26 protein-coding genes are annotated in these 25,112 nt (G+C 64.9%); 18 read left to right on the forward strand and 8 right to left on the reverse strand.

Translation table 11 applies throughout. From position 1 onward, the window contains the following. The first annotated feature begins 80 nt into the window (after positions 1-80). Entirely contained in the window at positions 81-770 is a 690-nt protein-coding gene (locus AC56PL_RS04685; protein WP_497153133.1) for a helix-turn-helix domain-containing protein, read from the forward strand. Here AC56PL_RS04685 and AC56PL_RS04690 read toward each other — a convergent pair. Beyond that, complete coding sequence (locus tag AC56PL_RS04690; RefSeq protein ID WP_495515223.1) at positions 752-1,162, reverse strand: VOC family protein; 411 nt, start codon at positions 1,160-1,162, stop codon at positions 752-754. The two genes, AC56PL_RS04685 and AC56PL_RS04690, sit on opposite strands and share 19 nt — an antisense overlap. An 88-nt stretch (positions 1,163-1,250) precedes the next feature. On the opposite strand from AC56PL_RS04690, the gene dapE reads away from it, so the two are divergent. From dapE to AC56PL_RS04745, 11 genes are all read left to right on the forward strand, one after another. After that, positions 1,251-2,363 carry a succinyl-diaminopimelate desuccinylase gene (dapE, locus tag AC56PL_RS04695; protein ID WP_497153563.1) on the forward strand — a complete coding sequence of 371 codons (1,113 nt, stop codon included), beginning with the start codon at positions 1,251-1,253 and terminating at the stop codon, positions 2,361-2,363. A 62-nt stretch (positions 2,364-2,425) separates the two neighbouring features. After that, positions 2,426-3,205, forward strand: coding sequence for a TIGR00730 family Rossman fold protein (locus AC56PL_RS04700; protein WP_495515224.1), 780 nt, complete (start codon positions 2,426-2,428; stop codon positions 3,203-3,205). Then, the gene (locus AC56PL_RS04705; RefSeq protein WP_495515225.1) at positions 3,202-3,741 is read left to right on the forward strand and encodes a TIGR00730 family Rossman fold protein; all 540 of its coding nucleotides are present in this window, start codon (positions 3,202-3,204) and stop codon (positions 3,739-3,741) included. The genes AC56PL_RS04700 and AC56PL_RS04705 overlap by 4 nt, the downstream gene beginning before the upstream one ends. A gap of 158 nt (positions 3,742-3,899) precedes the next feature. Next, a complete protein-coding gene (locus tag AC56PL_RS04710) occupies positions 3,900-5,618 on the forward strand; it encodes a long-chain-acyl-CoA synthetase (RefSeq protein ID WP_497153564.1) in 1,719 nt (572 codons plus the stop codon). Positions 5,619-5,748: 130 nt separating this feature from the next. Continuing rightward, complete coding sequence (gene folP, locus AC56PL_RS04715; protein WP_495516043.1) at positions 5,749-6,561, forward strand: dihydropteroate synthase; 813 nt, start codon at positions 5,749-5,751, stop codon at positions 6,559-6,561. Then, positions 6,558-7,574 carry a glucosyl-3-phosphoglycerate synthase gene (locus AC56PL_RS04720; protein ID WP_497153134.1) on the forward strand — a complete coding sequence of 339 codons (1,017 nt, stop codon included), beginning with the start codon at positions 6,558-6,560 and terminating at the stop codon, positions 7,572-7,574. The genes folP and AC56PL_RS04720 overlap by 4 nt, the downstream gene beginning before the upstream one ends. Positions 7,575-7,706: 132 nt before the next feature. Continuing rightward, positions 7,707-8,573 carry an SDR family oxidoreductase gene (locus tag AC56PL_RS04725; protein WP_497153135.1) on the forward strand — a complete coding sequence of 289 codons (867 nt, stop codon included), beginning with the start codon at positions 7,707-7,709 and terminating at the stop codon, positions 8,571-8,573. 32 nt (positions 8,574-8,605) lie between these two features. After that, positions 8,606-9,328: an acetoacetate decarboxylase family protein gene (locus AC56PL_RS04730; RefSeq protein ID WP_495516044.1), complete on the forward strand. Its 723-nt coding sequence runs from the start codon at positions 8,606-8,608 to the stop codon at positions 9,326-9,328. Positions 9,329-9,346: 18 nt separating this feature from the next. Then, complete coding sequence (locus AC56PL_RS04735; RefSeq protein ID WP_495515228.1) at positions 9,347-9,667, forward strand: DivIVA domain-containing protein; 321 nt, start codon at positions 9,347-9,349, stop codon at positions 9,665-9,667. 130 nt (positions 9,668-9,797) lie between these two features. Next, positions 9,798-9,965, forward strand: coding sequence for a DUF3117 domain-containing protein (locus tag AC56PL_RS04740; RefSeq protein WP_023963302.1), 168 nt, complete (start codon positions 9,798-9,800; stop codon positions 9,963-9,965). A gap of 41 nt (positions 9,966-10,006) precedes the next feature. Next, a complete protein-coding gene (locus AC56PL_RS04745) occupies positions 10,007-10,843 on the forward strand; it encodes a putative RNA methyltransferase (RefSeq protein WP_497153136.1) in 837 nt (278 codons plus the stop codon). Here the strand turns inward: AC56PL_RS04745 and glgA are convergent. Next, on the reverse strand, positions 10,816-11,985 hold the full coding sequence (gene glgA / locus AC56PL_RS04750) for a glycogen synthase (protein ID WP_497153137.1): 1,170 nt from the start codon (positions 11,983-11,985) through the stop codon (positions 10,816-10,818). The two genes, AC56PL_RS04745 and glgA, sit on opposite strands and share 28 nt — an antisense overlap. Before the next feature lie 158 nt (positions 11,986-12,143). Here glgA and glgC point away from each other — a divergent pair, with 158 nt between their 5' ends. After that, the gene (gene glgC / locus AC56PL_RS04755; RefSeq protein ID WP_495515231.1) at positions 12,144-13,361 is read left to right on the forward strand and encodes a glucose-1-phosphate adenylyltransferase; all 1,218 of its coding nucleotides are present in this window, start codon (positions 12,144-12,146) and stop codon (positions 13,359-13,361) included. Between the two features lie 24 nt (positions 13,362-13,385). On the opposite strand, the gene AC56PL_RS04760 is transcribed toward glgC, so the two are convergent. Genes AC56PL_RS04760 through cofD form a run of 3 tightly spaced genes read right to left on the reverse strand, consistent with a single transcriptional unit; the run spans position 13,386 to position 16,355 of the window. Further along, the gene (locus tag AC56PL_RS04760) at positions 13,386-13,952 is read right to left on the reverse strand and encodes an NUDIX hydrolase (RefSeq protein ID WP_497153138.1); all 567 of its coding nucleotides are present in this window, start codon (positions 13,950-13,952) and stop codon (positions 13,386-13,388) included. Then, on the reverse strand, positions 13,949-15,322 hold the full coding sequence (locus AC56PL_RS04765) for a coenzyme F420-0:L-glutamate ligase (protein WP_497153565.1): 1,374 nt from the start codon (positions 15,320-15,322) through the stop codon (positions 13,949-13,951). The genes AC56PL_RS04760 and AC56PL_RS04765 overlap by 4 nt, the downstream gene beginning before the upstream one ends. 10 nt (positions 15,323-15,332) lie before the next feature. Further along, a complete protein-coding gene (cofD, locus tag AC56PL_RS04770; protein ID WP_497153139.1) occupies positions 15,333-16,355 on the reverse strand; it encodes a 2-phospho-L-lactate transferase in 1,023 nt (340 codons plus the stop codon). 494 nt (positions 16,356-16,849) lie between these two features. Between cofD and AC56PL_RS04775 the strand changes: the two genes are divergently transcribed. After that, positions 16,850-17,083: a WhiB family transcriptional regulator gene (locus AC56PL_RS04775; protein ID WP_028462746.1), complete on the forward strand. Its 234-nt coding sequence runs from the start codon at positions 16,850-16,852 to the stop codon at positions 17,081-17,083. 196 nt (positions 17,084-17,279) lie between these two features. On the opposite strand, the gene AC56PL_RS04780 is transcribed toward AC56PL_RS04775, so the two are convergent. Next, positions 17,280-17,786: a metallopeptidase family protein gene (locus AC56PL_RS04780; RefSeq protein WP_495515234.1), complete on the reverse strand. Its 507-nt coding sequence runs from the start codon at positions 17,784-17,786 to the stop codon at positions 17,280-17,282. 75 nt (positions 17,787-17,861) lie between these two features. Here AC56PL_RS04780 and AC56PL_RS04785 point away from each other — a divergent pair, with 75 nt between their 5' ends. After that, complete coding sequence (locus tag AC56PL_RS04785) at positions 17,862-18,287, forward strand: DUF3499 family protein (RefSeq protein ID WP_495515235.1); 426 nt, start codon at positions 17,862-17,864, stop codon at positions 18,285-18,287. Here the strand turns inward: AC56PL_RS04785 and AC56PL_RS04790 are convergent. Then, positions 18,208-19,425: a phosphatase PAP2 family protein gene (locus tag AC56PL_RS04790; protein WP_497153140.1), complete on the reverse strand. Its 1,218-nt coding sequence runs from the start codon at positions 19,423-19,425 to the stop codon at positions 18,208-18,210. The genes AC56PL_RS04785 and AC56PL_RS04790 overlap by 80 nt on opposite strands. 98 nt (positions 19,426-19,523) lie before the next feature. Between AC56PL_RS04790 and AC56PL_RS04795 the strand changes: the two genes are divergently transcribed. From AC56PL_RS04795 to manA, 3 genes are all read left to right on the forward strand, one after another. Beyond that, the gene (locus tag AC56PL_RS04795; protein ID WP_497153141.1) at positions 19,524-20,945 is read left to right on the forward strand and encodes a phosphomannomutase/phosphoglucomutase; all 1,422 of its coding nucleotides are present in this window, start codon (positions 19,524-19,526) and stop codon (positions 20,943-20,945) included. Positions 20,946-21,052: 107 nt separating this feature from the next. Continuing rightward, positions 21,053-22,153, forward strand: coding sequence for a hypothetical protein (locus tag AC56PL_RS04800; RefSeq protein WP_497153142.1), 1,101 nt, complete (start codon positions 21,053-21,055; stop codon positions 22,151-22,153). Then, positions 22,153-23,385, forward strand: a complete 1,233-nt coding sequence (gene manA, locus AC56PL_RS04805) for a mannose-6-phosphate isomerase, class I (RefSeq protein WP_497153143.1) — start codon at positions 22,153-22,155, stop codon at positions 23,383-23,385. Before AC56PL_RS04800 ends, manA begins: the two co-directional genes overlap by 1 nt. On the opposite strand, the gene eccE is transcribed toward manA, so the two are convergent. Continuing rightward, positions 23,379-25,052, reverse strand: coding sequence for a type VII secretion protein EccE (gene eccE, locus AC56PL_RS04810; RefSeq protein ID WP_497153144.1), 1,674 nt, complete (start codon positions 25,050-25,052; stop codon positions 23,379-23,381). The two genes, manA and eccE, sit on opposite strands and share 7 nt — an antisense overlap. Positions 25,053-25,112 lie beyond the last annotated feature (60 nt).

Below are 25,112 nucleotides of genomic sequence, written 5' to 3' on the forward strand. Positions count from 1 at the left end.
AGACGCAGCGGAGCGGAGCTCGACCAATCTTGTCGGAGACGCAGCGGAGCGGAGCGCGACCGGTAGTTGCCGTTTCCGCGGTGACCTATGCGGAATGGCGATCGACGCTGGTCCCGGCGACGGTGTGGTCGCGGACCGGTGGATCCGAGGTGGCGGAGATCTTGCCGGACGGCTGCATGGACCTGATCTGGACACCCGGTGGGTTGCTCGTCGCCGGTCCGGATACGTCCCCGATGGCCGCGTCCGGCGCCGATGAGATGGTCGCGCTGCGTTTTGATCCCGGAATCGCGCCGCTTGTTCTCGGTTGCGCCGCAGATGAATTGGTGAACAGGCGGATCGCGCTGGCCGACCTTGTCGGAGCCGGTCCGGCCCGCCGCCTGCACCACCGGGTGGCGGATTCCGCCGATCGGGCCGCCGAATTGCAACGTCATGCGGCCGCCGAACTCGATGTGAGGCCACCGCCACGCTGGTTGCAACCGGCCACGGCGCTGTTGGTGGCGGGCGCCCCGGTCACGCAGGTGGCGCAGCGGATCGACGCCAGTCCCCGCCAGCTGCAACGCTGGTCGCGACATCACTACGGTTTCGGCGCCAAGTCGTTGCAGCGGATCCTGCGGGTCAACGTTGCGATGGCGCGGATTCGCGGCGGCCACGCTCTGTCAGACACCGCGCACCACTGCGGATACGCGGATTATGCCCACATGTTCCGCGAGTTCCGGGCGGTGACGCACCGATCACCGACGGAGTTCGGTGATCAGCCGAGTGCGGCGTAGAAGTCGACGCCGTTGCCGTTCGGGTCCTGGACGGACGCATACCGCTGACCCCAGAAAGCGTCGAATGGTTCGAGTTCTCCGGTATGACCGGCCGCGGTCAACGCTGCGTATCTGGCGTCGACCTCCGACGGGCCGGAGCACTCGAAGGCCAGGGATATGCGCTGGCCGCCGGCAGCAGCCGACCAGCCCGGATTGAACGTGGCCACACTGGCCGCGGTGTCGAAGAGGATCCGGAACCCGCCGGCGGCAGTGGTCTCGGCGTGCGGGGCGGCGTCGGCGTCGGCGGGGAAGTCGAGGCCGCAGGCGCGGTAGAACGCCAGTGTCGCGGCCATGTCGTCGACAACGATCGAGATCGCATTGAGGGTCGGCACAGGTGATGTGGAAGACGTCATGTCATCGACGTTATCTGTGGCTGCGGTGACGAGTCATGAACATTTCGGACATCAGGGGACTCGTGACCGCCATGGGTCGGCGACTACGGTGTTCACCGTGACCACCAGAGCCCTGGACCTGCATGCCGATCCGATCGACCTGACGGCAGCGCTTGTCGACATCGCCAGCGAGAGCCACGACGAGGCCGCGATCGCCGATGCGGTCGAGGCGGCCCTGCGGGAGCAGACCAAGGGTTTTGAGGTGTTCCGCCACGGCAACCGCGTTCTGGCGCGAACGAACCGCGGTCTCGATCGGCGCGTGGTCCTCGCCGGACACCTCGACACAGTCCCCATCGCCGACAACGTGCCGAGTCGGCGCGAGCACAACAGCCCCGAAGGCGATGTGCTCCATGGCTGCGGAACGGTCGACATGAAATCCGGCGACGCGGTCTTCCTGCATCTGGCGGCCACGCTCGATGAACCGACCGCCGACCTCACCTTGATCTTCTACGACTGCGAGGAGATCGCGGCCAAGTACAACGGCCTGGGATTCATCGAACGCGAGCTGCCCGACTGGCTCGTGGGCGACGTCGCGATCCTCGGTGAGCCGACGGCCGGTCAGATCGAGGCCGGCTGCCAGGGCACCTTGCGAGCACGGCTGACCGCATCGGGCACCCGCGCGCATTCGGCCCGTTCGTGGTTGGGGGACAACGCCATCCACAAACTCGGTTCGGTATTGCACACGATGGCCGACTACTCGCCGCGCTGGGTCGACATCGACGGATGCGAGTATCGCGAGGGCCTGTCCGCGGTCCGCATCGACGGCGGGGTCGCAGGCAACGTGGTGCCCGACGTGGCGAGCGTGGACGTCAATTTCCGGTTCGCGCCGGACCGCTCGGTGGAACAGGCCACGGCGCACGTTCGTGAAGTCTTCGCCGCCGCAATCGATTCAGGTGCCGTCACCTTTGAGATCACCGACGCGGCCGGCGGTGCGCTTCCGGGGTTGTCGAATCCGGCGGCCGCGAAGCTGGTTGCCGCGGCAGGCGGCCGGTTCCGCGCGAAGTACGGATGGACCGATGTCTCGCGGTTCTCTGCGCTGGGTATCCCGGCGGTCAATCTCGGGCCCGGTGACCCGAACCTTGCGCACAAGCGCGACGAGCGGGTGCCCACCGCGCAGATCACCGAGGTGACCGACATCTTGCGGCGGTACCTGCTCGGCTGAGGTCGGCTGCGCCGAGCTTGCCTGTCGGACGCGACGCATTGCACATTGCTAGCGTCTTTGTCATGGCACCTCCTGATCGCGACACCCGGCTGAGTTATCGCGGAGCAGCGCGGATCCGCGAAGATCCGTCCTCCCCAACCCAGACCACCGATCAGCGTTTGCTGAGGTCGGCGGACTCTGCGCGTGATCCCTGGCGGGTGCTGCGCATCCAGTCCGAGTTCGTCGAGGGTTTCGACAACATGTCGACGGTGCCGCCTGCCGTCACGGTGTTCGGGTCGGCCAGGACCGCGCGCGACACCCCGTACTACAACCTGGGCCGTGAACTCGGTGCCGCGCTGGCCGAGGCCGGATATCCGGTGATCACCGGCGGTGGACCGGGCCTGATGGAGGCGGTCAACCGGGGTGCCTGCGAGAACGAGGGACTGTCCATCGGTTTGGGCATCGAGCTCCCGTTCGAGCAGGTGCTGAACGAGTGGGTCGATCTCGGGGTCAACTTCCGATATTTCTTCGTCCGCAAGACGATGTTCGTGAAGTATGCGAAGGCCTTCGTCTGTCTGCCAGGCGGCTTCGGCACGCTCGACGAGCTGTTCGAGGCGCTCACGCTGGTACAGACCCGCAAGGTCACCCAGTTCCCGATCGTGTTGCTGGGCACCGAGTTCTGGGGACCACTGCTCGACTGGATCAAGGGAACGCTGACCGAACAGGGGTTTGTGTCAGTGGCGGACGTCGAGTTGCTGCAGGTGACCGACTCCGTCGCCGAAGCGGTGGAAATCGTCAAGGCGTCGCGGCAGCGGGAGCACGAGGTGCAGAAGCAGACCGGCACACCGGAGGACCAGGCATGAGCGCGATCTGCGTGTATTGCGCATCCGGCCCGGTCGCCGACCACCATCTGGCGTTGGCCACCGAACTGGGCACCGCACTCGGTGCGGGCGGGCACACGCTGGTCTCCGGTGGTGGCAACGTCTCGATGATGGGTGCGGTCGCCCACGCCACCCGCGCGGCCGGTGGACACACCATCGGAATCATCCCAATGGCGTTGGTGGAGAGGGAAGTAGCAGATGTCGACGCCGACGAGTTGGTGGTCACCGACACGATGCGCCAGCGCAAGCAGTTGATGGAGGACAAGGCCGACGCCTTCATCACGCTGCCCGGTGGCATCGGCACCCTGGAAGAGCTGTTCGAAACCTGGACCGCCGGATACCTCGGGATGCACACCAAACCGGTGGTACTGCTCGATCCCGACGGTCACTATGCGCCGCTGCTCGACTGGCTGGAGACCCTGATCGAATCGGGTTTCGTCTCGAGATCAGCGCTGGACCGATTGGTGCGGACCAAGACGGTGGCCGAGGCCCTGGCAGGTTGTGCGGTTCCTCTCTGATTATCTGTAACCTTCATCACCGGGGGGGCTTTACCGTTGATAGTTCAGCGAGCACCCCGATAGTTGGGCCAGGACAAATCACGAGCATCGGAGCTTATGTGGTCAGCGAGAACCGGACCAGTGTTGGACTAGTCGACGTGGCCAGGGGCGCCGTTGCGATGGTCCCGGATCTTCCCGGGGTCATCCGGCATGCGCCTGGACTCGTTCTGCGACGGCCGAAGGCGCAGGGCACCATCGGCTCGGTCTTCAACAAAGTGGTCGCCAAGCACCCGGATCGTCCCTTCGTCCGGTTCGAGGGCGAGTCGATCACTTACCGTGAGGCAAACCGTCAGATCAATCGGTACGCAGACTTCCTCTCGGGCAAAGGTGTCGGTGTCGGCGATGTGGTCGGGGTCCTGGCCAAGAACCATCCGCAGACATTGATGGTGATGCTGGCGACGGTGAAACTCGGTGCGGTGGCCGGGATGCTCAACTACAACCAGCGTGGGCAGGTCCTGTCCCACAGCGTGGGGATCCTGGATGCGGTCGTGCTGGTGGTCGACCCGCAGGTGTCCGACGTGCTCGAATCCGTCGACAAGTCGGAACTACCCTCCGTCACAGTCGACTTCACCGAACTCGATGCGCAAGCAGAGGGTTTGAGCGAGAGCAATCCCGAGGTCACGGCCGAGCTCCCGGCGTCGACCAAGGCCTTCTACATCTTCACCTCCGGCACAACGGGTTTGCCGAAGGCCAGCATCATGTCGCACTACCGTTGGATGACGAGCATGGACGGTATCGGCGGGATGGGCGTGCGCCTCCGGCACACCGACACGATGTATTCGCCGCTGCCGCTCTATCACAACAATGCGCTGACGGTCGCGCTGTCATCGGTGCTGGCCTCTGGTGCCTGCCTGGCCATCGGCAAGTCGTTTTCGGCCTCGGGCTTCTGGGACGACGTCGAACTCAACGGGGCGACCGCGTTCTGCTATATCGGCGAGTTGTGCCGTTACCTGCTGGCGCAGCCGGAGAAGCCCACCGACGCCACCAACGGGATCAAGACCATTGTCGGCAACGGCATGCGTGCGGAGATCTGGGACGACTTCGCCAAGCGTTTCGGGATCGAACGGGTGGTTGAGTTCTACGGTGCCTCAGAGCTGAACCTGGCCTTCATCAATGTCTTCAACATCGACCGGACTGCCGGGTTCTGCCCGCTGCCGTTCAAGATCGTCGAATACGACCACGAGACCGGTGAACCCGCGCGGGACGCACAGGGCCGGCTGGCCAAGGTTGCCAAAGGTGAAGCGGGCCTGCTGATCTCGGAGATCTCGTCGAAGGTTCCGTTCGATGGGTACACCGACTCCGACGCGTCGAACAAGAAGATCATCACTGATGCCTTCAAATCCGGCGACCGCTGGTTCAACTCCGGTGATCTGGTCCGCGATCTCGGGATGAATCACATCGCATTCGTCGACCGTCTCGGCGACACCTTCCGCTGGAAGGGTGAGAACGTGGCAACCACCGAGATCGAGGCCGCGCTGGGTGGGGTCAGCTCGATCGACCATGTGGTGGTCTACGGCGTCGAGGTCCCCGGCTGCGACGGCAAAGCCGGGATGGCGGCCATCACCCTGCGCGACGGCGCGGAACTCGACCCGAAGGAATTGGGCACCTATCTGTACGAGCAGTTGCCGTCGTATGCGATTCCGCTGTTCGTCCGGGTCGTGCCGGAACTCGAACAGACGTCGACCTTCAAGAACCGAAAGGTCGAGCTTCGTGAACAGGGTTTCACCGATGTGGGCGATGACGATCTCTATGTTTTGACCGGACGTGCCGAAGGGTATGTCAAGTTCTACGATGACTATCCAAATGATGTCGCCGGAGCGAAAGTACCCAGAGGCTAGCTTGCGTCCCAGTGCTGCCGGGGCGGGTTCCGGCCCGCCCGGGACACCGACAACGGGGGCGCCGCTGCCGGAGGTCGCGGTGTCACCCACTCTGTGTGGCCGTCCGGTTGCCACTGATCGTGCGCTGGTCATGGCCATCGTCAACCGCACTCCGGATTCTTTCTATGACCGTGGCGCGAGCTTCACCGACGATGCCGCCAAGTCGCGGGTCGATCAGGTGGTCGCCGAGGGCGCCGACATCGTCGACATCGGGGGTGTCAAAGCCGGTCCGGGCGACCTCGTGGACGCTGCTGAAGAGATTCGGCGTGTGCTGCCGATGATCGCCTGGATCCGCGACGCGCACCCCGGCCTCATCATCAGCGTCGACACGTGGCGGGCCGATGTGGCCCGCGAGGCGGTTGCGGCGGGGGCGGACCTGATCAACGACACGTGGGCCGGAGCCGATCCCGACCTGGTGTCGGTGGCGGCAGAGCTGTCCGTCGGGATCGTCTGCTCGCATACCGGGGGTGCGGTCCCGCGTACCCGCCCGCACCGCGTGCGGTACCCCGATGTGGTCTCCGACGTCCTCGCCGAGGTGACCGGTGCCGCCGATCGAGCCCTCGCGGCGGGCGTGAATCGCGACTCAATTGTGATCGATCCGACTCACGATTTCGGCAAAAATACTCATCACGGGCTGACTTTGTTACGTCACGTGAACGTTCTCGTTAATACCGGTTGGCCTGTCCTGATGGCGCTCAGCAACAAGGATTTTGTAGGGGAGACTCTGGGTGTAGGCCTGGAAGATCGGTTGGAGGGGACTCTGGCCGCGACGGCACTGGCAGCCTCCTCGGGGGCCCGGGTGTTTCGCGTCCACGAGGTAGCCGCCACACGAAGGGTGGTCGACATGGTGGCCGCGATAGTGGGCACCAGGCCACCTGCCCGAACAGTAAGGGGTTTGGCATGACCGCTGGGAAGCAAGTCACCGGAAAAACCGAACGTGCATGGGCGCCGATCGCATCGGCACCGCAGGACTCACCTTCGGCCCGCTGGGCCGCCGACCACAGTTGGGACCGTCCTGACTGGACCGTCGAGGAACTTGTCGCGGCCAAGAACGGCCGCACCGTGTCGGTTGTACTGCCGGCATTGAACGAAGAAGACACCGTCGCGGACGTGATCGCCTCGATTCGCCCGCTGGTCGGCACCCTCGTCGACGAACTGATCGTGCTCGACTCCGGATCCACCGATGCCACCGCGGAGCGGGCGACCGCAGCGGGTGCTCGCGTTGTCAGCCGAGAAGAGGCTGTCCCGGAGATCGAACCCGTGCGTGGCAAGGGCGAGGTGCTCTGGCGTTCGCTGGCTGCGGCCACCGGCGACCTGATCGCATTTGTCGACTCCGATCTGATCGATCCCGATCCGATGTTCGTACCCAAGCTTCTCGGCCCACTTCTCATCAACCCCGAGATCCAGTTGGTGAAGGGGTTCTACCGCCGTCCGTTGCGCACCGGAGCGGGCGAGGACGCCAATGGGGGTGGCCGGGTCACCGAACTCGTCGCCCGCCCGCTGCTGGCCTCGTTCAAACCCGAGTTGACCGCGGTGCTGCAGCCGCTGGGCGGGGAGTACGCAGGCACTCGCGAGTTGTTGTGTGCGGTGCCGTTCGCGCCCGGTTACGGCGTGGAGATCGGCCTGCTGGTCGACACCTATGACCGTTACGGCATGGCGGGCATCGGCCAGGTGAACCTGGGCGTTCGGACACACCGCAATCGTCCGCTGGTGGAGCTCGGAGTGATGAGCCGTCAGATCGTCGGCACGTTGATGGGTCGCTGCGGGATAGTCGATTCCGGCGTGGGCCTCACACAGTTCAAGATCCAGCCCGATGGCACCTTCATCCCGAAGACCACCGAAGTCCACCTGACCGATCGGCCGGCGATGAACACGCTGCGCCCGCCGGTCCCTGTCCGTGGTCGCCGGGCTTCATAGCGCCCCAAAGACGAGCCGGTACCACGAAGGCGAGCCGCATTCATGCGGCTCGTCTTCGTGTATGTGGCGCGTATGCGGGCTTTGCGAGCTACCGTAGTTAGAACATGTTCTAGTTCTACGGGGAGTGGGTCGATGTCGGATTCAATGGTGGGTAAGTCAGTTCTGGTCACCGGTGGTGGCAGCGGGATCGGGGAGGGGATCGCGGCACTGCTCTATGAGCGCGGCGCGCAGGTCACCATCGTCGGCCGCGGAGCCGAGAGACTCGAGAGGGTGGCCAACACGCTCAACGCGGGCGCCGGAAACGGCGCTGTGTTCGCGCACCCCGCGGACATCACGTCCGAGGAGCAGGTCGCCGGGGCGGTGGCCGCGGCAACGCAGCGTACCGGCCGCCTCGACGGGATCGTCGCCTGTGCCGGTGGCAGCGAAACCATCGGGCCGATCACCCAGATGGACACTGAGGCCTGGAAGCGAACCGTCGACCTCAATCTGAACGGCACGATGTTCACGATCAAACACGGTGCGCGCGAACTGGTTCGGGGCGGTGGCGGTTCCATCGTCGCGATCTCGTCGATCGCTGCGAGCAATACGCACCGATGGTTCGGTGCCTACGGGGTCACCAAGTCCGGGGTCGATCATCTGGTCGCGTTGGCCGCAGACGAATTGGGCGCGAGCAATGTTCGCGTCAACGGCATCCGCCCCGGACTGACGCGGACCGAGCTGGTCGGGCTCGTCACACAGGATCCCGCACTCAGTGAGGACTACCGGATCAGCACTCCGCTCCAGCGGGTGGGTGAGGTCGAGGATGTCGCTGGTCTGGCTCTGTTCTTGCTCGGCGCCGAATCGACCTGGATCACCGGGCAGGTGATCAATGTCGACGGCGGCCAGATGTTGCGTCGTGGGCCGGACTTCAGTTCGATGCTCGAACCACTCTTCGGCACTGAAGGATTGCGTGGCGTCGTCGACACCTCGACCATTTCAACAGATGCGGTGACCTCGTGACGTCCTATGAGGTGCTCGGTACCGAGGTCCAGATGCCGGTCCGGATCCGTCATGCGAGCTGTTTTGTGGCCGGGTTCACAGCTTCTGCCGTTGCGGCACAGGCGATGATCGACGACACCGGCCTCCGGGTGATGCAGGTCAGGCCGGGTAGGACGATGTGCATGCTGGTGTTCGTCGACTACGTGGACGGAGATCTCGGCCCGTACAACGAGTTTGGGGTGTGCATGCTGCTCGAAGATCCCGACACGCCCGGGAAGTCGACGATTTTGGGAAATCTCCGGGCGCTGGCGACCGGGCAGGCTCGCGCCCTGGTGCATCGTCTCCCGGTCGACGGTGACTTCACACTCGCCGCAGGCCGTGCGATCTGGGGTTTTCCGAAAACGTTGGCAGACTTCGACGTCGACCATTCGTCGGCAACTAAGAGGGGTGCCGTGAGCGAAGCGGGAAAATTGATTGTCGCGCTCACGGTCCGGCCGGGGTTCAAGGTTCCGGATTCTGATGCGACCGCGGTGCTTCGCGCGTACTCGCACATCGGCGGTGTCACGCGTGAGACGCCCTGGGTGCTCAATCGGACCGCAGAGACGCGAACCCGGCTCGGGGGTGCGCGGTTGCAACTCGGGTCACATCCGATCGCAGACGAGCTACGGCAACTGCAGCTGGGTCGGCATGCGCTGATGACCTCGTCGGTCGGTCACATCGAGATGACCTTCGAAAATGCCGAGGAGCGTAGCGGTCCGCAACACCACTCCGGCTGACCTGGAATAGTGGATGACGTGCTGACACTTCTGCTGTACCTGCTGATCATGGTCGTCGTGATCGGTGTGGTGTTCGCCGTCGTCTGGTTGGTCTTCGGTCGTTCGGAGGATCTTCCCCCGCTGGAGCGGGGGACCACTCTGACCCGTCTACCACGGGCCGGAATCACCGGTGAGGACGTGCGGTCACTGCGCTTTGCCCAGGTGACCCGTGGCTACAAAACCGGTGAGGTCGACTGGGCGCTCGAGAAACTCGCCCGCGAACTCGACGAGCTTCGGAACGCACTGCACGATCTTCAAGCTCGTGAAGAGGCCGAAAGCCCTGCGCAACGGGAAGAATAACGGCTCCGCGGTCCGTAGTATGGAGCGCGACCACGCAGCACCGAACGTGCGGTGTCAGCAAACACTGGTATCGACCTAATAAGATCAGACTTCGACGCCGACTGCGGCAGCGAACCTGAAGGGAGCAGAAATGGCGGCGATGAAGCCACGGACCGGGGACGGTCCCCTTGAAGCAACCAAGGAGGGGCGAGGAATCGTTGTTCGCATCCCCATCGAGGGCGGTGGCCGACTGGTTGTCGAGCTGACCTCGGACGAGGCGGCAGCACTGGGGGAAGAATTGCGCGGGGTGACCGCCTGATTGCCACGCCGTAAAGGCAACTGAAGGAGACGATCGAACGCGTGTTGACCGCTGTGGTCGATCTGTTGAGTTGCCCGGTGTGCCGAGGATCGCTTGAACTCGCCGACCGCACCCTGTGGTGCCCGGCGGGCCATAGCTTCGACCTCGCTCGACAGGGGTACGTCACTCTGTTGGGCGGGGCCGGTAGCAATTTTCGCTCAGACACCACCGACATGCTCGCCGCGCGAACCCGATTCCTCGACAATGGATTCTTCGATCCGATCATGTCGGCGGTCGCGCGGCAATGCCCTCCTGCGGCAACAATTCTCGATGTCGGTGCCGGCACCGGACACTATCTCGCCGCCGCCGTCAAGGCTTGCCGCGGACGCGGTGTGGGACTTGATCTTTCCAAGTCGGCTGCGCGTCAGCTGAGTCGTCTATCCGATTCCATCGGAGCCGTGGTGGCCGACGGATGGCAGCGGTTTCCGATCGCCGATGACGCGATCGACGTTGCGTTGTCGATCTTTTCGCCTCGGAACGTCTCCGAGTTCGCGCGGGTACTGCGCCCGGGCGGAATGTTGGTGGTTGTGTCCCCGACGCCGCGGCACCTGGGTGAATTGGTGTCGGAGGTCGGGATGATCGGCGTCGACAAGGACAAGTCAGAACGCATCGGCAACAGCATGTCCGGGCATTTCGTCCGCACCGACCGAGCACTGGTGGAATACCAGATCGAACTCACGCACGACGACGTCGCGGACGTGGTGCTGATGGGCCCGTCGGCGTTTCATCTCACCAGGGCCGAGGTCGATACGAAACTGTCCACGTTGCCTGATCCGGTGACCGTCACCGCGTCGGTGACCGTCGCGGTGTATCAGGCGGTCTTGCAGACGGATTCGTAGATCCGCAGGGTGTGCTCGGCAATCGAATCCCAGGAGAAGTCGGCAATCGCCCGCGCTCGGCCTGCCTCACCCATCGCCCGGGCCAATTCCGGATCGGCGATCACCCGGTTGACGGCGTGGGCGAGATCGTGTTCGAAGTCGCGGGTTTTGTCTTCGTCGTAGTGAACCAGCAGGCCGGTGACCTCATCGCGCACCACCTCGGGAATCCCGCCGACATCTGAGGCGACCACCGCCGTCCCGCAGGCCATGGCCTCCAGGTTCACGATGCCCAGTGGTTCATAGATCGAGGGGCAGACAAAAACCGTTGCCGCAGATAGTATTTCGCGAATCTTGTTGGTGGGCAGCATCTCCCGGACCCAGAACACCCCCGAGCGCGTCTGGGAGAGTTCGTCGACGGCCGCGGCGATCTCGGCTCCGATCTCGGGGGTGTCGGGTGCGCCTGCGCACAGGACGAGCTGCAGATCGGGATCCATGTGGTGGGCGGCCGCGACCAGATGGCGTACACCCTTCTGTCGCGTGATCCGGCCGACGAACGCAGCAATCGGACGGTGTGGATCCACACCGAGTGCGGTCAGTGTGGCATCCGACTCCGCCGGATCCACCGGGTGCCAGATCTGGGTGTCGATGCCGTTTCGAACCACGTGTACTTTTTCCGGATCCAGGCGGGGATAGGCGTCGCAGACATCGATCCGCATACCCGAACTCACCGCGATCACGGCGTCGGCGTACTCGATGGCGTTCTTCTCGACCCAACTCGACACCCGGTAGCCGCCGCCGAGCTGTTCGGCTTTCCATGGCCGGCGTGGTTCCAGTGAATGTGCCGTCAGTACATGGGGTATGCCGTGCAATTGCGCGGCGAGATGTCCGGCCAGGCCCGTGTACCAGGTGTGGGAGTGCGCGACCTGAGCGCCTTCGGCGGCAACCGCCATCCGCAGATCCGACGACAGTGTGGTGATGGCCGGATTGGCGCCGATCAGCGCCGGATCGACGCCGTGGACTTCGGCGCCTGGGCGCTGCGCACCCATGCAATGCACGTCGACGGTGGCCAATGTGCGCAGGTGCCGGACCAGTTCGGTGACGTGAACCCCGGCCCCGCCGTATACCTCTGGCGGATATTCCCTGGTCATCATTGCCACGCGCATGACCTTGACGCTAGCCGGGTGGACAGCGGTACGCCAATGGTGGCAGGAAAGATCACAGAGCCCGGGGACGGCAGGTGTAATCGGGTGGGGCCAAACGATTTCGAAAAGATCTGCACCTCTCTATGGCCGCACAGTCGGTTGGCGGATAGGTTGAGAGGGTGATTTCACAGCGCCACGTCCTTGGGATCGTTCTTGCGGGCGGCGAGGGCAAACGGCTCTTTCCCCTGACACTGGACCGCGCCAAGCCAGCCGTCCCATTCGGTGGCGGATACCGTCTGATCGATTTCGTGCTCAGCAACCTCGTCAACGCCGGGTACTCGCGCCTGTGCGTGCTCACCCAGTACAAATCCCATTCACTCGACCGGCACATCTCCCAGACGTGGCGGCCGTCCGGTTTCAACGGTGAATACATCACGCCGGTCCCGGCCCAGCAACGGCTCGGTCCGCGGTGGTACACCGGTAGCGCCGACGCGATCTTCCAGTCGTTGAACCTGGTCTACGACGAGCAGCCCGACTACATCGTGGTCTTCGGTGCCGACCACGTCTACCGGATGGACCCGGAGCAGATGGTGGAGGCGCACATCGCCTCAGGTGCCGAATGCACGGTGGCCGGGATCCGCGTCCCGCGCAGTGAGGCCACCGCCTTCGGCTGCATCGATGCCGATGACAGCGGCAGGATCACCCAGTTCCTCGAGAAGCCCGCCGATCCGCCCGGCACCCCCGACGACCCCGATGCCACCTTCGCGTCGATGGGAAACTACGTCTTCACCGCCGATGCCCTCGTGCGGGCGATCAAACTCGACGCCGACAACAGCGACTCCGACCACGACATGGGCGGCGACATCATCCCGGCGTTCGTCGAGCGGGGCGAGGCGTTCGTCTACGACTTCAAGGACAACCAGGTTCCCGGCGCCACCGACCGCGACCGCGGCTACTGGCGTGACGTCGGCACGTTGGACGCCTTCTACGACGCCCACATGGATCTGGTTTCGGTGCACCCGATCTTCAACCTGTACAACCGGCGCTGGCCCATCCACGGCTCGGCCGACTACCTCGTGGCGCCGGCCAAGTTCGTCAAAGGCGGACTCGCGCAGGAGTCGATGGTGGGGGCGGGCAGCATCATCTCCGCGGCCACCGTCCGCAACTCGGTGGTCAGTTCCAACGTGATCATCGAGGACGGTGCCACCGTCGAAGGCAGTGTGCTGATGCCCGGCGTCCGGGTCGGTAAGGGTGCAGTGGTCCGTAAAGCCATCCTGGACAAGAACGTTGTGGTCACGGACGGCGAGATCGTCGGCGTCGACGAAACCCGCGACCGCGAACGGTTCGCGTTCAGCGCAGGCGGTGTGGTCGCGATCGGAAAGGGTATCCGGGTCTGATCCGCGGGGCCCGGGGGCCTGCGGTCAGAACCGGTTGAGGGCGGCGGTGATCAGGTCCGGTATCGCCGGATGTTCGGTGTTGTCGGGCAGTGCGTCGATCGGCCACCACGCCAGGTCGACGGACTCGTCGCTCTGAACGAACTCGGGCAGTGAGCCGTCCGGGAGGTCGTCGGCGAAGGCAGCGAATCGCAGGTCGAGATGCCGGGTCGGGACCCCGAGCGAGCAGGTGATCGGATGGGTGTGGATCTGGACGAGTTCGTCGACGATCCGCAGGTCGGTGATACCGGACTCTTCCTGGGCCTCGCGGGTGGCCGCGTCGGTGATCGTGGTGTCGCCCTCTTCGCAATGACCACCGAGCTGGATCCATTTGCCGACCCGCGGATGCAGCGTCAGCAGCACATGGGTGCGCGCCGAGTTGAAGACGATCGTCGACGCGGTGATGTGGCCCGCAGCACATTCACGCAGGCATCCGCGGGGCGCGGCTGCCAAGAACGCCAAGACCGTGTGCCGCAGCGAATCCTGGTGTGGATCAGGGGTTTGCCACCGGGTGAGGAGGTCGGTGGCCGATGCGTGCAGGGTCTTTCCGCTCACAGTTCCACCACCAGTGAATCGATGACCGCGGCCGGGCGGGGCCGGTCGGTGGGGTCGGTGGGATAGCCGATCGCCACGGCGCCCAGCGGCTCCCAGTCGGCAGGCAGGTCGAGTTCGCTGCGGACGAGGTCGGGAGCGAAGATCGTCGACCCCACCCAGCAGCTACCCACCGACCGTGTTGCGAGCGCGACCAGCAGACCCTGGACCGCGGCGCCGCCTGCCACGGTGAACATGGTGTGCTCGGCGGCCGTGCGCTCATCGTCGGGGTAGTCGTGACGGCCATCGCCGGTCAGGACCGGGATCACCACTTCGGGTGCGGTGTACAGCAATTGACCGCGGGCCACGCGCTTGCCGATCGACACCTCGGTTTTGCCGTCGTCGGTCAGATGCTCACGCCAGCGTCGGGCCATCGCATCGAGCAGTGCGGTGCGGCGAATGTCGTCTCGTAGCCAGATGAACCGCACCGGGTGGCTGTGGTGCGGAGCCGGAGCGGTCAGCGCCTCGGCAAAAGCGGCCCGCATGATCTGTTCCGGTACCCGCTCGTCGGTGTACGTGCGCACCGACCGTCGCATCAGCAATGCCTGCCTGCGGCCGAGTTCGAGTGCCTCGGCAGTACCGAGCCAGAACAGGTCTTCCTCGCCTGGGCGTACGAGATCCCTTGCCGTGGTTCCATTTTCGCGCGGATCTAGCCCGCGGACGACGGCCACCGGAATCTCACCGAGCTTGCCCTTGACCAGGTCGGCGGCGGCGGCCAGTTCATCGGCGACAGCGATCTCGCTGACGACGAGCGGGTTCCCGTACTCGTCGACCGACCCCTCGTAGGGGTGCGTGACGGCGATTCCTGCGGCCCCGATTGCGGCATCGGTCTGTCCGATGCGCCACGCGCGTCCCATCGTGTCAGTGATCAACACAGCCACGTTTACGCCGAGACGCTCACGCAGCGACGCCCGCAGGGCGGCCGCGCTGGCATCGGGATCGACAGGGAGCAACGCCAATTCGTCGCTGCCGACATTCGATCCGTCGACACCGGAGGCCGCCTGGATGATCCCCAGTTTGTTCTCGGTGATCAACGTGCGGTTCTTGCGCGCGACCACCCGGACGGCCTCGGAATCGACCAGAGCGCGGCGCGCGGCGTCCCGCTCGTCCGGATCGGTGGGCGCCGGGACCATGCGGCCCTCGATCTTCGAGATGATCTTGCTCGTGACGACAAGGATGTCGCCGTCACGGATCCATCCGGCGGCCTCGGCCAGCGCCGCGGCGAGATCGTCGCCTGGGTTGAAGCGGGGCAGACCCGGGATCGGGATGATCTCGATGCTGCCCGGGGCGGCATGGTCCTGAGGGGCGTGAGGCCCGGGCCCGGACTCATTCATCGACGCGGACTCACTCATAGGACACACCCACCAGATCGCAGGCGTCGCGGACCATCTGCGCGGTGGTTGCGGGATCGGTCATCAACAGTGGCACTGAGGCGACTTTCACGCCGGGGACGTCGGCGGTGTCGCCGGGCGCGATGAGCCAGCCGTCGAGCACACCGTTGGCGCTGCGGGCGCCATAGTGTCTGCCGACGGCTTCGGCGGTCGTCTCGACGTCGATCACCGACAGGCATTCATCGGCCATGCCGCGCAGCGGGCTGTTGCCGATGATGGGGGAGATGCCGACCACCGGTGCCGATGCGGTGCGCAGGGCTCCGCGGATGCCCGGCACCGAGAGGATGGCGCCGACGCTGACCACGGGATTCGACGGGGCGAACAGGATGATGTCGGCCTCGGCGATCGCCTCGAGCACCCCGGGAGCAGCCTTGGCGTCGTCGGAACCCACCTGCGCGAAGCCGTGCGTCGGGATCTGGGCGCGGTGGCGAACCCACCATTCTTGAAAGTGGATCGCCACCTTCTCTTCCGAAACCTCGGTCCCGATCGAACTGGTTCGCGTGACCACCACATGGGTCTCGTGCCGGTCATCGGTGGCAGGCAGCAGACGTACCCCCGGATCCCACCGCTTGCTCAGGGCTGCGGTGATGTCGCTGAGCCGGTATCCGGCGTCGAGCATCTGAGTGCGGATGAGATGGGTGGCCAGGTCGCGGTCACCGAGCCCGAACCAGTCGGGGTCGGCGCCGTAGGCGGACAGTTCTTCTTTTGCATGCCACGTCTCGCCGCGGCGGCCCCACCCGCGATCGGTGTCGATGCCGCCGCCGAGGGTGTACATACAGGTGTCGAGGTCCGGGCAGATGCGCACGCCGTGCATCCAGGCGTCGTCGCCGACGTTGACCACCGCCGTCACTTCATGTTCAGAGGGAGGTCGCCCCTCCGCCAGGACGTCGGGGAACGACGTGTGTCCAAGGAGTTCACGAACACCCTGCAAAAATCGGGCGCCACCGACGCCACCAACAAGAACGGTCACCTTCACAAGGAACCACCCTAGTGCCGCCCGCCGGGGACTCGGATTGCCCGCTGCTTTCGCTCCCGCATCGCCACTGCGGGCACGTATCATCGGGTGGGTCGGGCCCCAGTCGGCGATTGCGCGGTGTTCGAACTGTTCGAATCGTGACGAGTGTCTTTTTGGCCATCAACGCCGTGTCGAGACTCTGGAATCACCCGATGGGGTGGTAAAGCAATTTCGCTCGCGGCTTGACCTGGACCCCCGAAACCGTGTCTAATCACATCAGTGTCATTCCCAGTTTTGACAACGAGAATTGTTGCGGGGCATAGGAATCGATCACTTGTTCGAATATGACTGACCAACTGCACAATTCGAAGTCCAGATGAGGAGGCGGGGCGATGGCTCTGGAACACATGGCTACCAACAGCCTTGAACCGCAAGTCGATTCGCAATTGAACGCACCCGAGGACCGTCAGAACGAACGTCCCAGACTGAGCTTGGTCACCACTGCATTCGACGAGATGTTCGACATCGTCGAAGATCAGTGGCAGGACCGGGCGCTCTGTGCCCAAACCGATCCCGAAGCATTCTTCCCTGAGAAGGGTGGCTCGACCCGCGAGGCAAAGCGGATCTGCCAGGGATGCGAGGTACGCGCGGAGTGTCTCGAGTATGCGCTGCACAAGGATGAGCGGTTCGGCATCTGGGGCGGCTTGTCGGAGCGCGAGCGCCGGCGCATCAAGCGCGGCATCGTCTAGTTCGGCGGGGTTCGGTCACCGATCGTCGGTGATGTTCACGGGGTGGTATCGGGGGATGGCCGCGCAGTTTTAACTGTTGCGGCACAATGCTTTTCGGCACAAACCAATTGGCTTTTCGGCACAAACCAATTGCAAGACAATTTCTGCACACCGCGACTCCTGGTCACGGTTATGGCACATGGCGACCCGTCTGTCCCTATTGGGGCGGCGGGTCGATTGTGTCTTCGTCGACGCCCAGGTGGGCGGCAACCTGCTGTACGAGTACCTCGTGGACGAGGTCCAACAGGTCTGCGCCCTTCTTGGCGCGACTCTCCAGTGGTCGCCGGAACAGCAAGATGCGGGCCTTGGTCGCCCGGCCGTCCGCGTCCATGCCCGGCGGGATCAGTCGGGCCAGCGGGATCGGGCCGTCGGCGGTGACCTCGGCAGGCCACTGCACGGTGTCGGGATCCCGGGGAAGCATCCGCGGCACCTCGTCGACCGCGATGTCCAGTCCGGTGAGCCGGTCGTGCCAGCGGGCATCGATCTCGGCAAAGGCTTCCAGAACCACCGCGTCGAACGACTGTGAGCGGCTCGTCCAGGCCGGCACGTGGACCGGGAGCAGGGATGATCGCAGGCCACGACCACGACGATCGCGGACCCGGGGAACACCTCGAACCGATCGTCGACGCCGTGGTCGGACCAGCGGAGGACGAATGGGTGCCATAAGTCGCAAGTCTAGGCAGGTCTGTGCGGTGTGTCCTACTTCGACCCGCCAGGGGATAGGGATAATCTTCCACCCGTGAGGCTTCCACGTCAGTGTTCCAGGCCCGGCTGCGCCAACCCGGCGGTCGCAACGCTGACTTTTGTGTATTCAGATTCGACCGCGGTGGTCGGGCCGTTGGCGACCTCTCCCGAACCGCACTCGTGGGATCTGTGCGACACCCACGCAACCCGCATCACCGTTCCGCGTGGCTGGGAGATGCTGCGCAGCGCGGGTGGATTCGCCGCGCCTGGCCGTGATGAGGACGATCTGACGGCGCTGGCCGAGGCCGTTCGCGAAGCCTCCGGTGGCTCCTTGGTCTCGCACGTGTCCGCCGTGCCCAGCGCCGACTCTGCGCCTCATCTGAGTCGGGCGCAGACCCCGGTCAACGGTCCCGACCCGCTTCCGCGCCCGCGACCGGGTCGACGTGGACACCTTCGAGTGTTGCCTGATCCGGTGGACTGAGTTCCACCCTCGCAGGTTCGGCCGCCGCGGATGCGGTGGTGCTCTCCGGATCGCGCCCTTTCCGCTTGTACCAGGCTTTTTCGCCGTAGTGGCAGATCACCATCACAAATGCGGCCAGACCCCACCCGAGGATCAGGTCGATCACGTAGTGCTCGGCCGAATACACCAGGGTGAACGCCATCACCAGCGCGTAGCCGGTGTAGACGGTGCGCCCGAACGCTCTCGTCCGGCCCCACATGAACATGGCGAGCAACGCGGTGACCCCGGCGTGCAGGGACGGGATCGCGGCGACCTGATTGGACTTGTCCTGTCCGACCTCGATCACGTCCCGCACCGGACCGATGTGCAGCACCTCCCAGCCGCGGCTGGAGATCCGCTCGATGTAGGGGGCAGCACCTTCGTGTTCGGGCTCCACTTGACCGAGGATGTTGTCGGGCACGATCTGCTCGGGTGTGGTGATGCACGACGGGAAGGCCGGCCCGCCGACCAGTTCGGCCGAGGTGCATTTGGCGGCCGCCCATGGAGGAGCCGCGGGAACCAGGACGTAGCCGATGAGTCCGAGGAAGAAAATAGTGATGAGCCGCAACACGAACCGGCGCCACTGCACCCGGTCGCGGAGCCACAGGAAGCCGGCGACCGCGTAGGGGACGATGAAGTAGGACATGTACACAAAACTCGTGAACACTTCCCACCACTGGGCGTCAGCCATCTTGAGATGCTCTTGCAGCCACACGGTCGGCACCACATGGAACATCCACCGGTCGGCGTCGACCGCGAGATGCCACTGGGTGGGCATACCGAGGAATGCGGCCAGACCGCGCGTGGAGTCGTACACCGCGAGCAGTACGCCGAACGGCAGCCAGTCACGGATCACCGACAGTATGTTGCGTCGGCCGATAGACGCGGCGGCCAGGCCGATTGCCAGCGCGACAAGCACGTAGGACCGGCCGAACGACATGGTCCGGGTGGCCAGCAAGACGAGCAGCGTCAGCGCCCAGATCGTCACGGTCACGCGCCGGATGAGCGTCAAGTTCAATCTCTCCGCACCGAGGCGGGCAGCTTTGAACTCAGCGAATCGGAGCCGGGAGTACCAAGATGTTGGAGGGGTGTCGGTTTTCGGGGTCTGTAGGTCGGTCATGATTGGGTGCTGACCCCGCTGTCGACCGACCCGGCCGGTGGCACGTTTCGAGCTCCATGGAACGGCCGCGCCGGCGACTGTGTGTATGCAAGATCGTGATGCTGTACCGACATAGAAGGAGCCAATCCGTGGATCGTCCCGCGCAACTCTTCAGCCGTGAGCTGGTGAGTGCCGTCATCAAGGCCTACGACGTTCGAGGGCTTGTCGGAGAGCAGATCGATGTCCATTTCGTCCGCGCTGTGGGTGGTTCGTTCGCACGTCTGATGAAGAGTGAAGGCCAATCGGCGCTGGTGGTCGGACACGACATGCGCGAGTCGTCCCCCGAACTGGCTGCGGCGTTTGCCGACGGCGCCCTGGACGAGGGACTCGACGTGACCCTCATCGGGCTGGCCTCCACCGACCAGCTCTACTTCGCTTCCGGAGATCTCGACCGGCCGGGCGCGATGTTCACCGCAAGCCACAATCCGGCGAGCTACAACGGCATCAAGATGTGCCGGGCCGGCGCAAAACCGGTTGGCCAGGACAGTGGGCTGGCGACCATCTCGCGTGAACTGGTCGAAGGACCCGATGATGCAAGTACGCCCGTCGCGAGAGGATCGCTGGACGAGCGCGACGTGTTGAAGGACTATGCGGCGTTTCTGCACAAGCTCGTCGATCTTTCCGGTCTGCGGCACTTGACAGTCGCCGTGGATGCGGGCAATGGCATGGGTGGTCACACAGTTCCGGTGGTCCTGGGTGGTTCCGAGGAGTTCACCGTGCGTTCACTGTACTTCGAGCTCGATGGAACATTCCCCAACCATGAGGCCAATCCGCTCGATCCCAAGAATCTGGTGGACCTGCAGGCCTATGTGAAGGAGACCGGCGCCGACATCGGCCTGGCCTTCGACGGAGACGCCGACCGCTGCTTTGTGGTCGATGAACTGGGAGATCCGGTGTCTCCGTCCGCAGTCACCGCGTTGGTGGCCGAGCGTGAACTCGCGAAGCACCCCGGCAGCATCGTGATCCACAACCTGATCACCTCCCGGGCGGTCCCGGAACTCGTCCGCGAACTGGGTGGTGAGCCACTGGAGACCAGAGTTGGTCATTCGTTCATCAAGGCGCAGATGGCGGAAACCGGAGCGGTTTTCGGTGGCGAGCATTCGGCCCACTACTACTTCCGCGACTTCTGGGGTGCTGATTCGGGCCTGCTCGCGGCGATGCATGTGCTCGCGGCCCTCGGGGCGTCGGATCAGCCGTTGTCGAAGATGATGGCCCGGTACGAGCGCTACGCCAGTTCCGGTGAGATCAACTCGACCGTCGACGATCAGGCAGCGCGTACGGCAGCGGTGCTGGCCGATTTCGCCGACGAGATCGCCGGTACGACGCAGATGGACGGTGTGACGGTCGATCTCGCCGATGGTTCGTGGTTCAACCTGAGGGCGTCGAACACCGAACCGCTACTGCGGCTCAATGTCGAGGCCGCGACCACCGAACGGGTGAATGAGCTGACCGAACGGATCCTGGGGGTCGTTCGGGGCTGATGGGCACTACTGCCGCGAGTCGAAAGCCCTTTTGCTGTCTCCGGTGTTCGAGCTGCGACACCGGATACCCGCAAGAAACTTTCGACTCACGGCACTAGGCTGGAGCCATGTTGACCGGAGCGCCTGAAATCGACGACGTCGCCGCGTTGCTCGACGCCGATGTCGAAGGCCTGCTGCCGGCTTCGGCCCTGGCCGGCGCCCAGTGTCGCGCGATGGCCGCGGCCCGGTCCGAAGGTGTGCTCGAGCCGCTCGAACGATTGCTGCCCCGCGCGGTGGTCGTGGTCTGCGGTGACGGCACCTCCGGGCGGGCCGTCGATCTCGTGATGGCATTGGCCGGCCCGCACATCGATGTCCCGCTCATCAAGTGCGGAGCCGTGCCGTCCTGGATCGGGCCGCTGGACGTGGTGGTGATCGCCGGGGACGACGCCGGGGACCCGCGTCTTGCGGATGCGGCGGCCAGGGCCGGCCGCCGCCGCGCCGAGGTCGTCGTCGCCGGACCGGTCGAGGGACCGTTACGCGAGGCGCTGTCCGGTCCGGTGGTGGATCTGTCACCGCGCGTACATGTCCCCGCGCCGTATCGGTTCGCGCACTATGTGGCTGCGATGTTCGCAGTACTGGACGGATTGCGTGCGGTGCGGTTCGAAGGCCGACATCCGGATCTGTCGGTCATGGCCGACGAGTTGGATTCGGAAGCTGCCGGAAACCATCCCGGACATGAGTTGTTTCACAACGCGGCAAAGGAACTGGCGGTTCGTGTTGCGGATCGTAGAACGGTCTGGACAGGGGATACGGCAGCCGGGATGGTCGTCGCGATCCACGCGTCGCGGACGGTTTTCGCAGGTGCCGGAGTGGTCAGTACCGCAACGGATCTCGGCGAAGTCCTCGCTGCGGGCGCATTGCTGGCGAGGTACGGTGGCACCATGCCGGCTGACTACGATCCGATATTTCATGACGCTGCGATCGACGGTCCGATACCGAGCGAGCCTGTGCGTGTGCAGTTGCTGACCACCCCGGATCGGGAATGGCTGGCCCGTCAGCGCACCGCATCGCTGGCCGATGTCGACATCCTGACGAGCGGGCCCGCCGAGCAGCCCAGCGCCGAACCCACGGGCCGGGCTGCAGGTATGGAAGACCTTGTGCCTCTGATGATTCTCGCGTTACGCGCCGATATGGCCGGTGCGTACCTGCGGCTGGTCGGCAGCCACTGATGCACTTGCTCGACGGTGTGATCAGGCCATACGCCTGGGGTTCGCGAACTGCGCTGGCGGAGCTGCGTGGATTGCCCACTCCGAGCCCGCATCCGGAGGCCGAACTCTGGTTCGGTGCACATCCGGCGGCTCCGGCACCGGTCGGCGGTGGGGCAGAGGGTAAGACCCTGCTCGACGTCGTCGAAGCGGATCCGCGGGGTCAGCTCGGTGCGGCGTGCTCCGAGAGGTATCAGGGGCGCCTGCCGTTCCTGATGAAAATCCTTGCGGCAGATGAGCCCTTGTCGTTGCAGGCGCATCCCAGTCTGGAACAGGCAAAAGACGGATTCGCCCGGGAGAATGCCCAGGGGATCGAGGTCGGCGCGCCGCACCGCAATTACCGGGATGACAACCACAAGCCCGAATTGGTCGTGGCCATCACCGAGTTCGAAGCGCTCGCGGGTTTCCGTGATGTCGGTGAAACGGTCGACCTGCTGCGCGCACTACAGGTGCCCGAGCTCGACGCCTACCTGGGAATGCTGGCGGGACAACCTGATTCGCAAGGATTGCGAGCGTTGTTCACCACCTGGATCACGCTTCCGGAATCGGCGCTGACAACTCTGATCCCCGCGGTACTCGACGGAGCCATCCGGTATCTGGCGGCCGGCAACGGCCACTTCGGGGCCGCGGTCCGAACATTCCTGGAGATCGGCGAGAGTTACCCGGCCGACTCCGGCGTGCTGGCGGTGTTGCTGCTCAACCGGATTTCGCTGCGTCCGGGCGAGGGTCTGTTCCTGCCTGCGGGCAATCTGCACGCCTACCTGGGCGGCACGGCTGTCGAGGTGATGGCCAACTCCGACAACGTCCTGCGCGGTGGGCTGACCCCTAAGCACGTGGACGTGCCCGAATTGCTCCGGGTGCTCGATTTCACCCCGGTTGCCGCGTCCGACGTCACCCCGACGCTGCGCACCCTCAATGCCGAATTGATCTATCAGACACCGATCTCGGAGTTCCGGCTGTCGATGGTGGAGCTCGACGGCACCGGTATCCACAAGCCGTCATCGATTCTGTTCGACGTGCCCGGACCGCAGATCCTGCTGTGTACGTCCGGTGCGATCGAGTTGAGGGGGACTGGCACCAGTCTGTTGGTCCCGCAAGGACACGCAGTCTGGCTTGCGGACTGTGATCCCGACGTCGTGGTCCATGCGGCCAGTGCGCGGAGCGTGTTCTTCCGCGCCCTGGTCCCTGGTCAATAGACCGGGGAGGCCCCGGCAACTGCATGCCGGCCGGGTACCGGGGCGCCGGTGGTCGAGGGCAGGCTGTTGCCGATGAAGCTGATCTCATCCCCGGTCGCGACCATGGTGACCATCGCCGAGCCACCGGGTGTCGAGATCCAGATGTCCTGGGGTGCAGCATGATTCTGTACAAGCCTGACGTCGGCGGCTTCGGTGTGCGTTCCGGGAGGTGTCAACGAGATGATCGTCGATGCATCGACAGTGGTCGGGGTCAGACCGTCGAACATCGCGACGGTGAAATGCCCCGGGAAGACCCGTCCGCCTGCCAATGCCACGAGTCCGGGATCGCCTATCGCCGTGATGAACTGCTGCCAGTCGACGGGACGGTCGCTGTAGATCAGTACCCGGGCGCCGACACCGATCGCGCGTAGCAGTACCTGCTGGGCCAGGTGCAACCCACCGGCGATCGAGACCCGATGCGGTCGGCCACCGAGTAGGTCGACCGCCACGGCGCGTCCACTGTGGTCGGCGCCGATGAGCTGGCCACATCCGGCCGCGGCCAGAAAGACCTGCGCCAGATCGTCACCGGAGATGGTGTGTTCGGCGATCGGGGGCAGGCGGTCGGCGGCGCCGACGGGCAAGCTGGCGGCGAGGGCGGCGCGCTGGCGGCCATGGAGGGGGAGCAGCCCGGCGATCTCGGGACGCCCGGCGCTCTTGTTTTGTTCGGGGGCCAGGGTGTTGAACCTGACCAGGGTGCGTAGCGAGATTTCTCCGTCTGGTGTCGAACGAAGTCGTGACGTGACGGTCGTCGACACCGACTGGACAGCCCATACCGCGTCGAGAGTGGGGGCAAGGTGTTCGGGCGAGACCGCATATGTCGACATCTGCAATCGACCGACCGACACCGAATCCCAGCTCTCGGACACCTCTGCGCCACCGGCGCCATGGGCGAGTTGGGTTGTCGCCGCGGTGATCTCCGCCGCGGTCAACGCGGTTGCGGACAGTCCGCGACCACCGATCCGGTTGGCGACCCGACGGGTGGCGACGATCGCGGTGCGCAGCGCGCCTTCGGATCCGCCGCCGCGGCGGGCGACCGCCTCCGGGCACCGGGAGGGATCGAGCCGAAGGACCACGAGGACCGACCGGTAGGCCGTGGCCGGGAGCGGGCCCAGTGTGCGCAGGTAGACCTGCGCCACGCGGCCGTTGCCGTGCGAGCGGATGCCGTGGCTGATGACGTCGATCGATTCGAGTTCGATGTCGAACTGGCGAACGCTCTCGGCGAGTGCAGAGAGCGGGACACCGGGGATTCCGGTACATCCACGGGGGTCGAGTAGTCCGATCGCCGGAGGCGGTGTGTCGATCCGGAGGACCGTGACCAGGGACGTGCCGTCCCATCGGGCGCCGATGGGAGACTCGTCGGGAACCGGGATGTCGAACGGTGCCTGATCCGGCTTCGATCCGTCTGGTTCGGAACCACGCAGCAAACGGCGACGCCAGAGTCCGAGCCGCAACATCAACAACCGCGCCACTGACGCCCGGCCGGGCAACGCGACCAACAGCGCTGACAAGACAACGGCGCCGACCAGCGCAATCCACCAGAGCGCGCCGTTGTCATATGACAGCACGAGCGCGCCGCCGATCAACAGCTCGATCGCGACCACAACAATCATGAACCCCCCCACAGCCATCGGCCCCGATCCAATGGTCGAACTCCGGGCGTACCCCGGAGCTCAATGCTGCTATACGCT

The sequence above is a fragment of the Williamsia sp. Y721 genome (assembly GCF_059683565.1).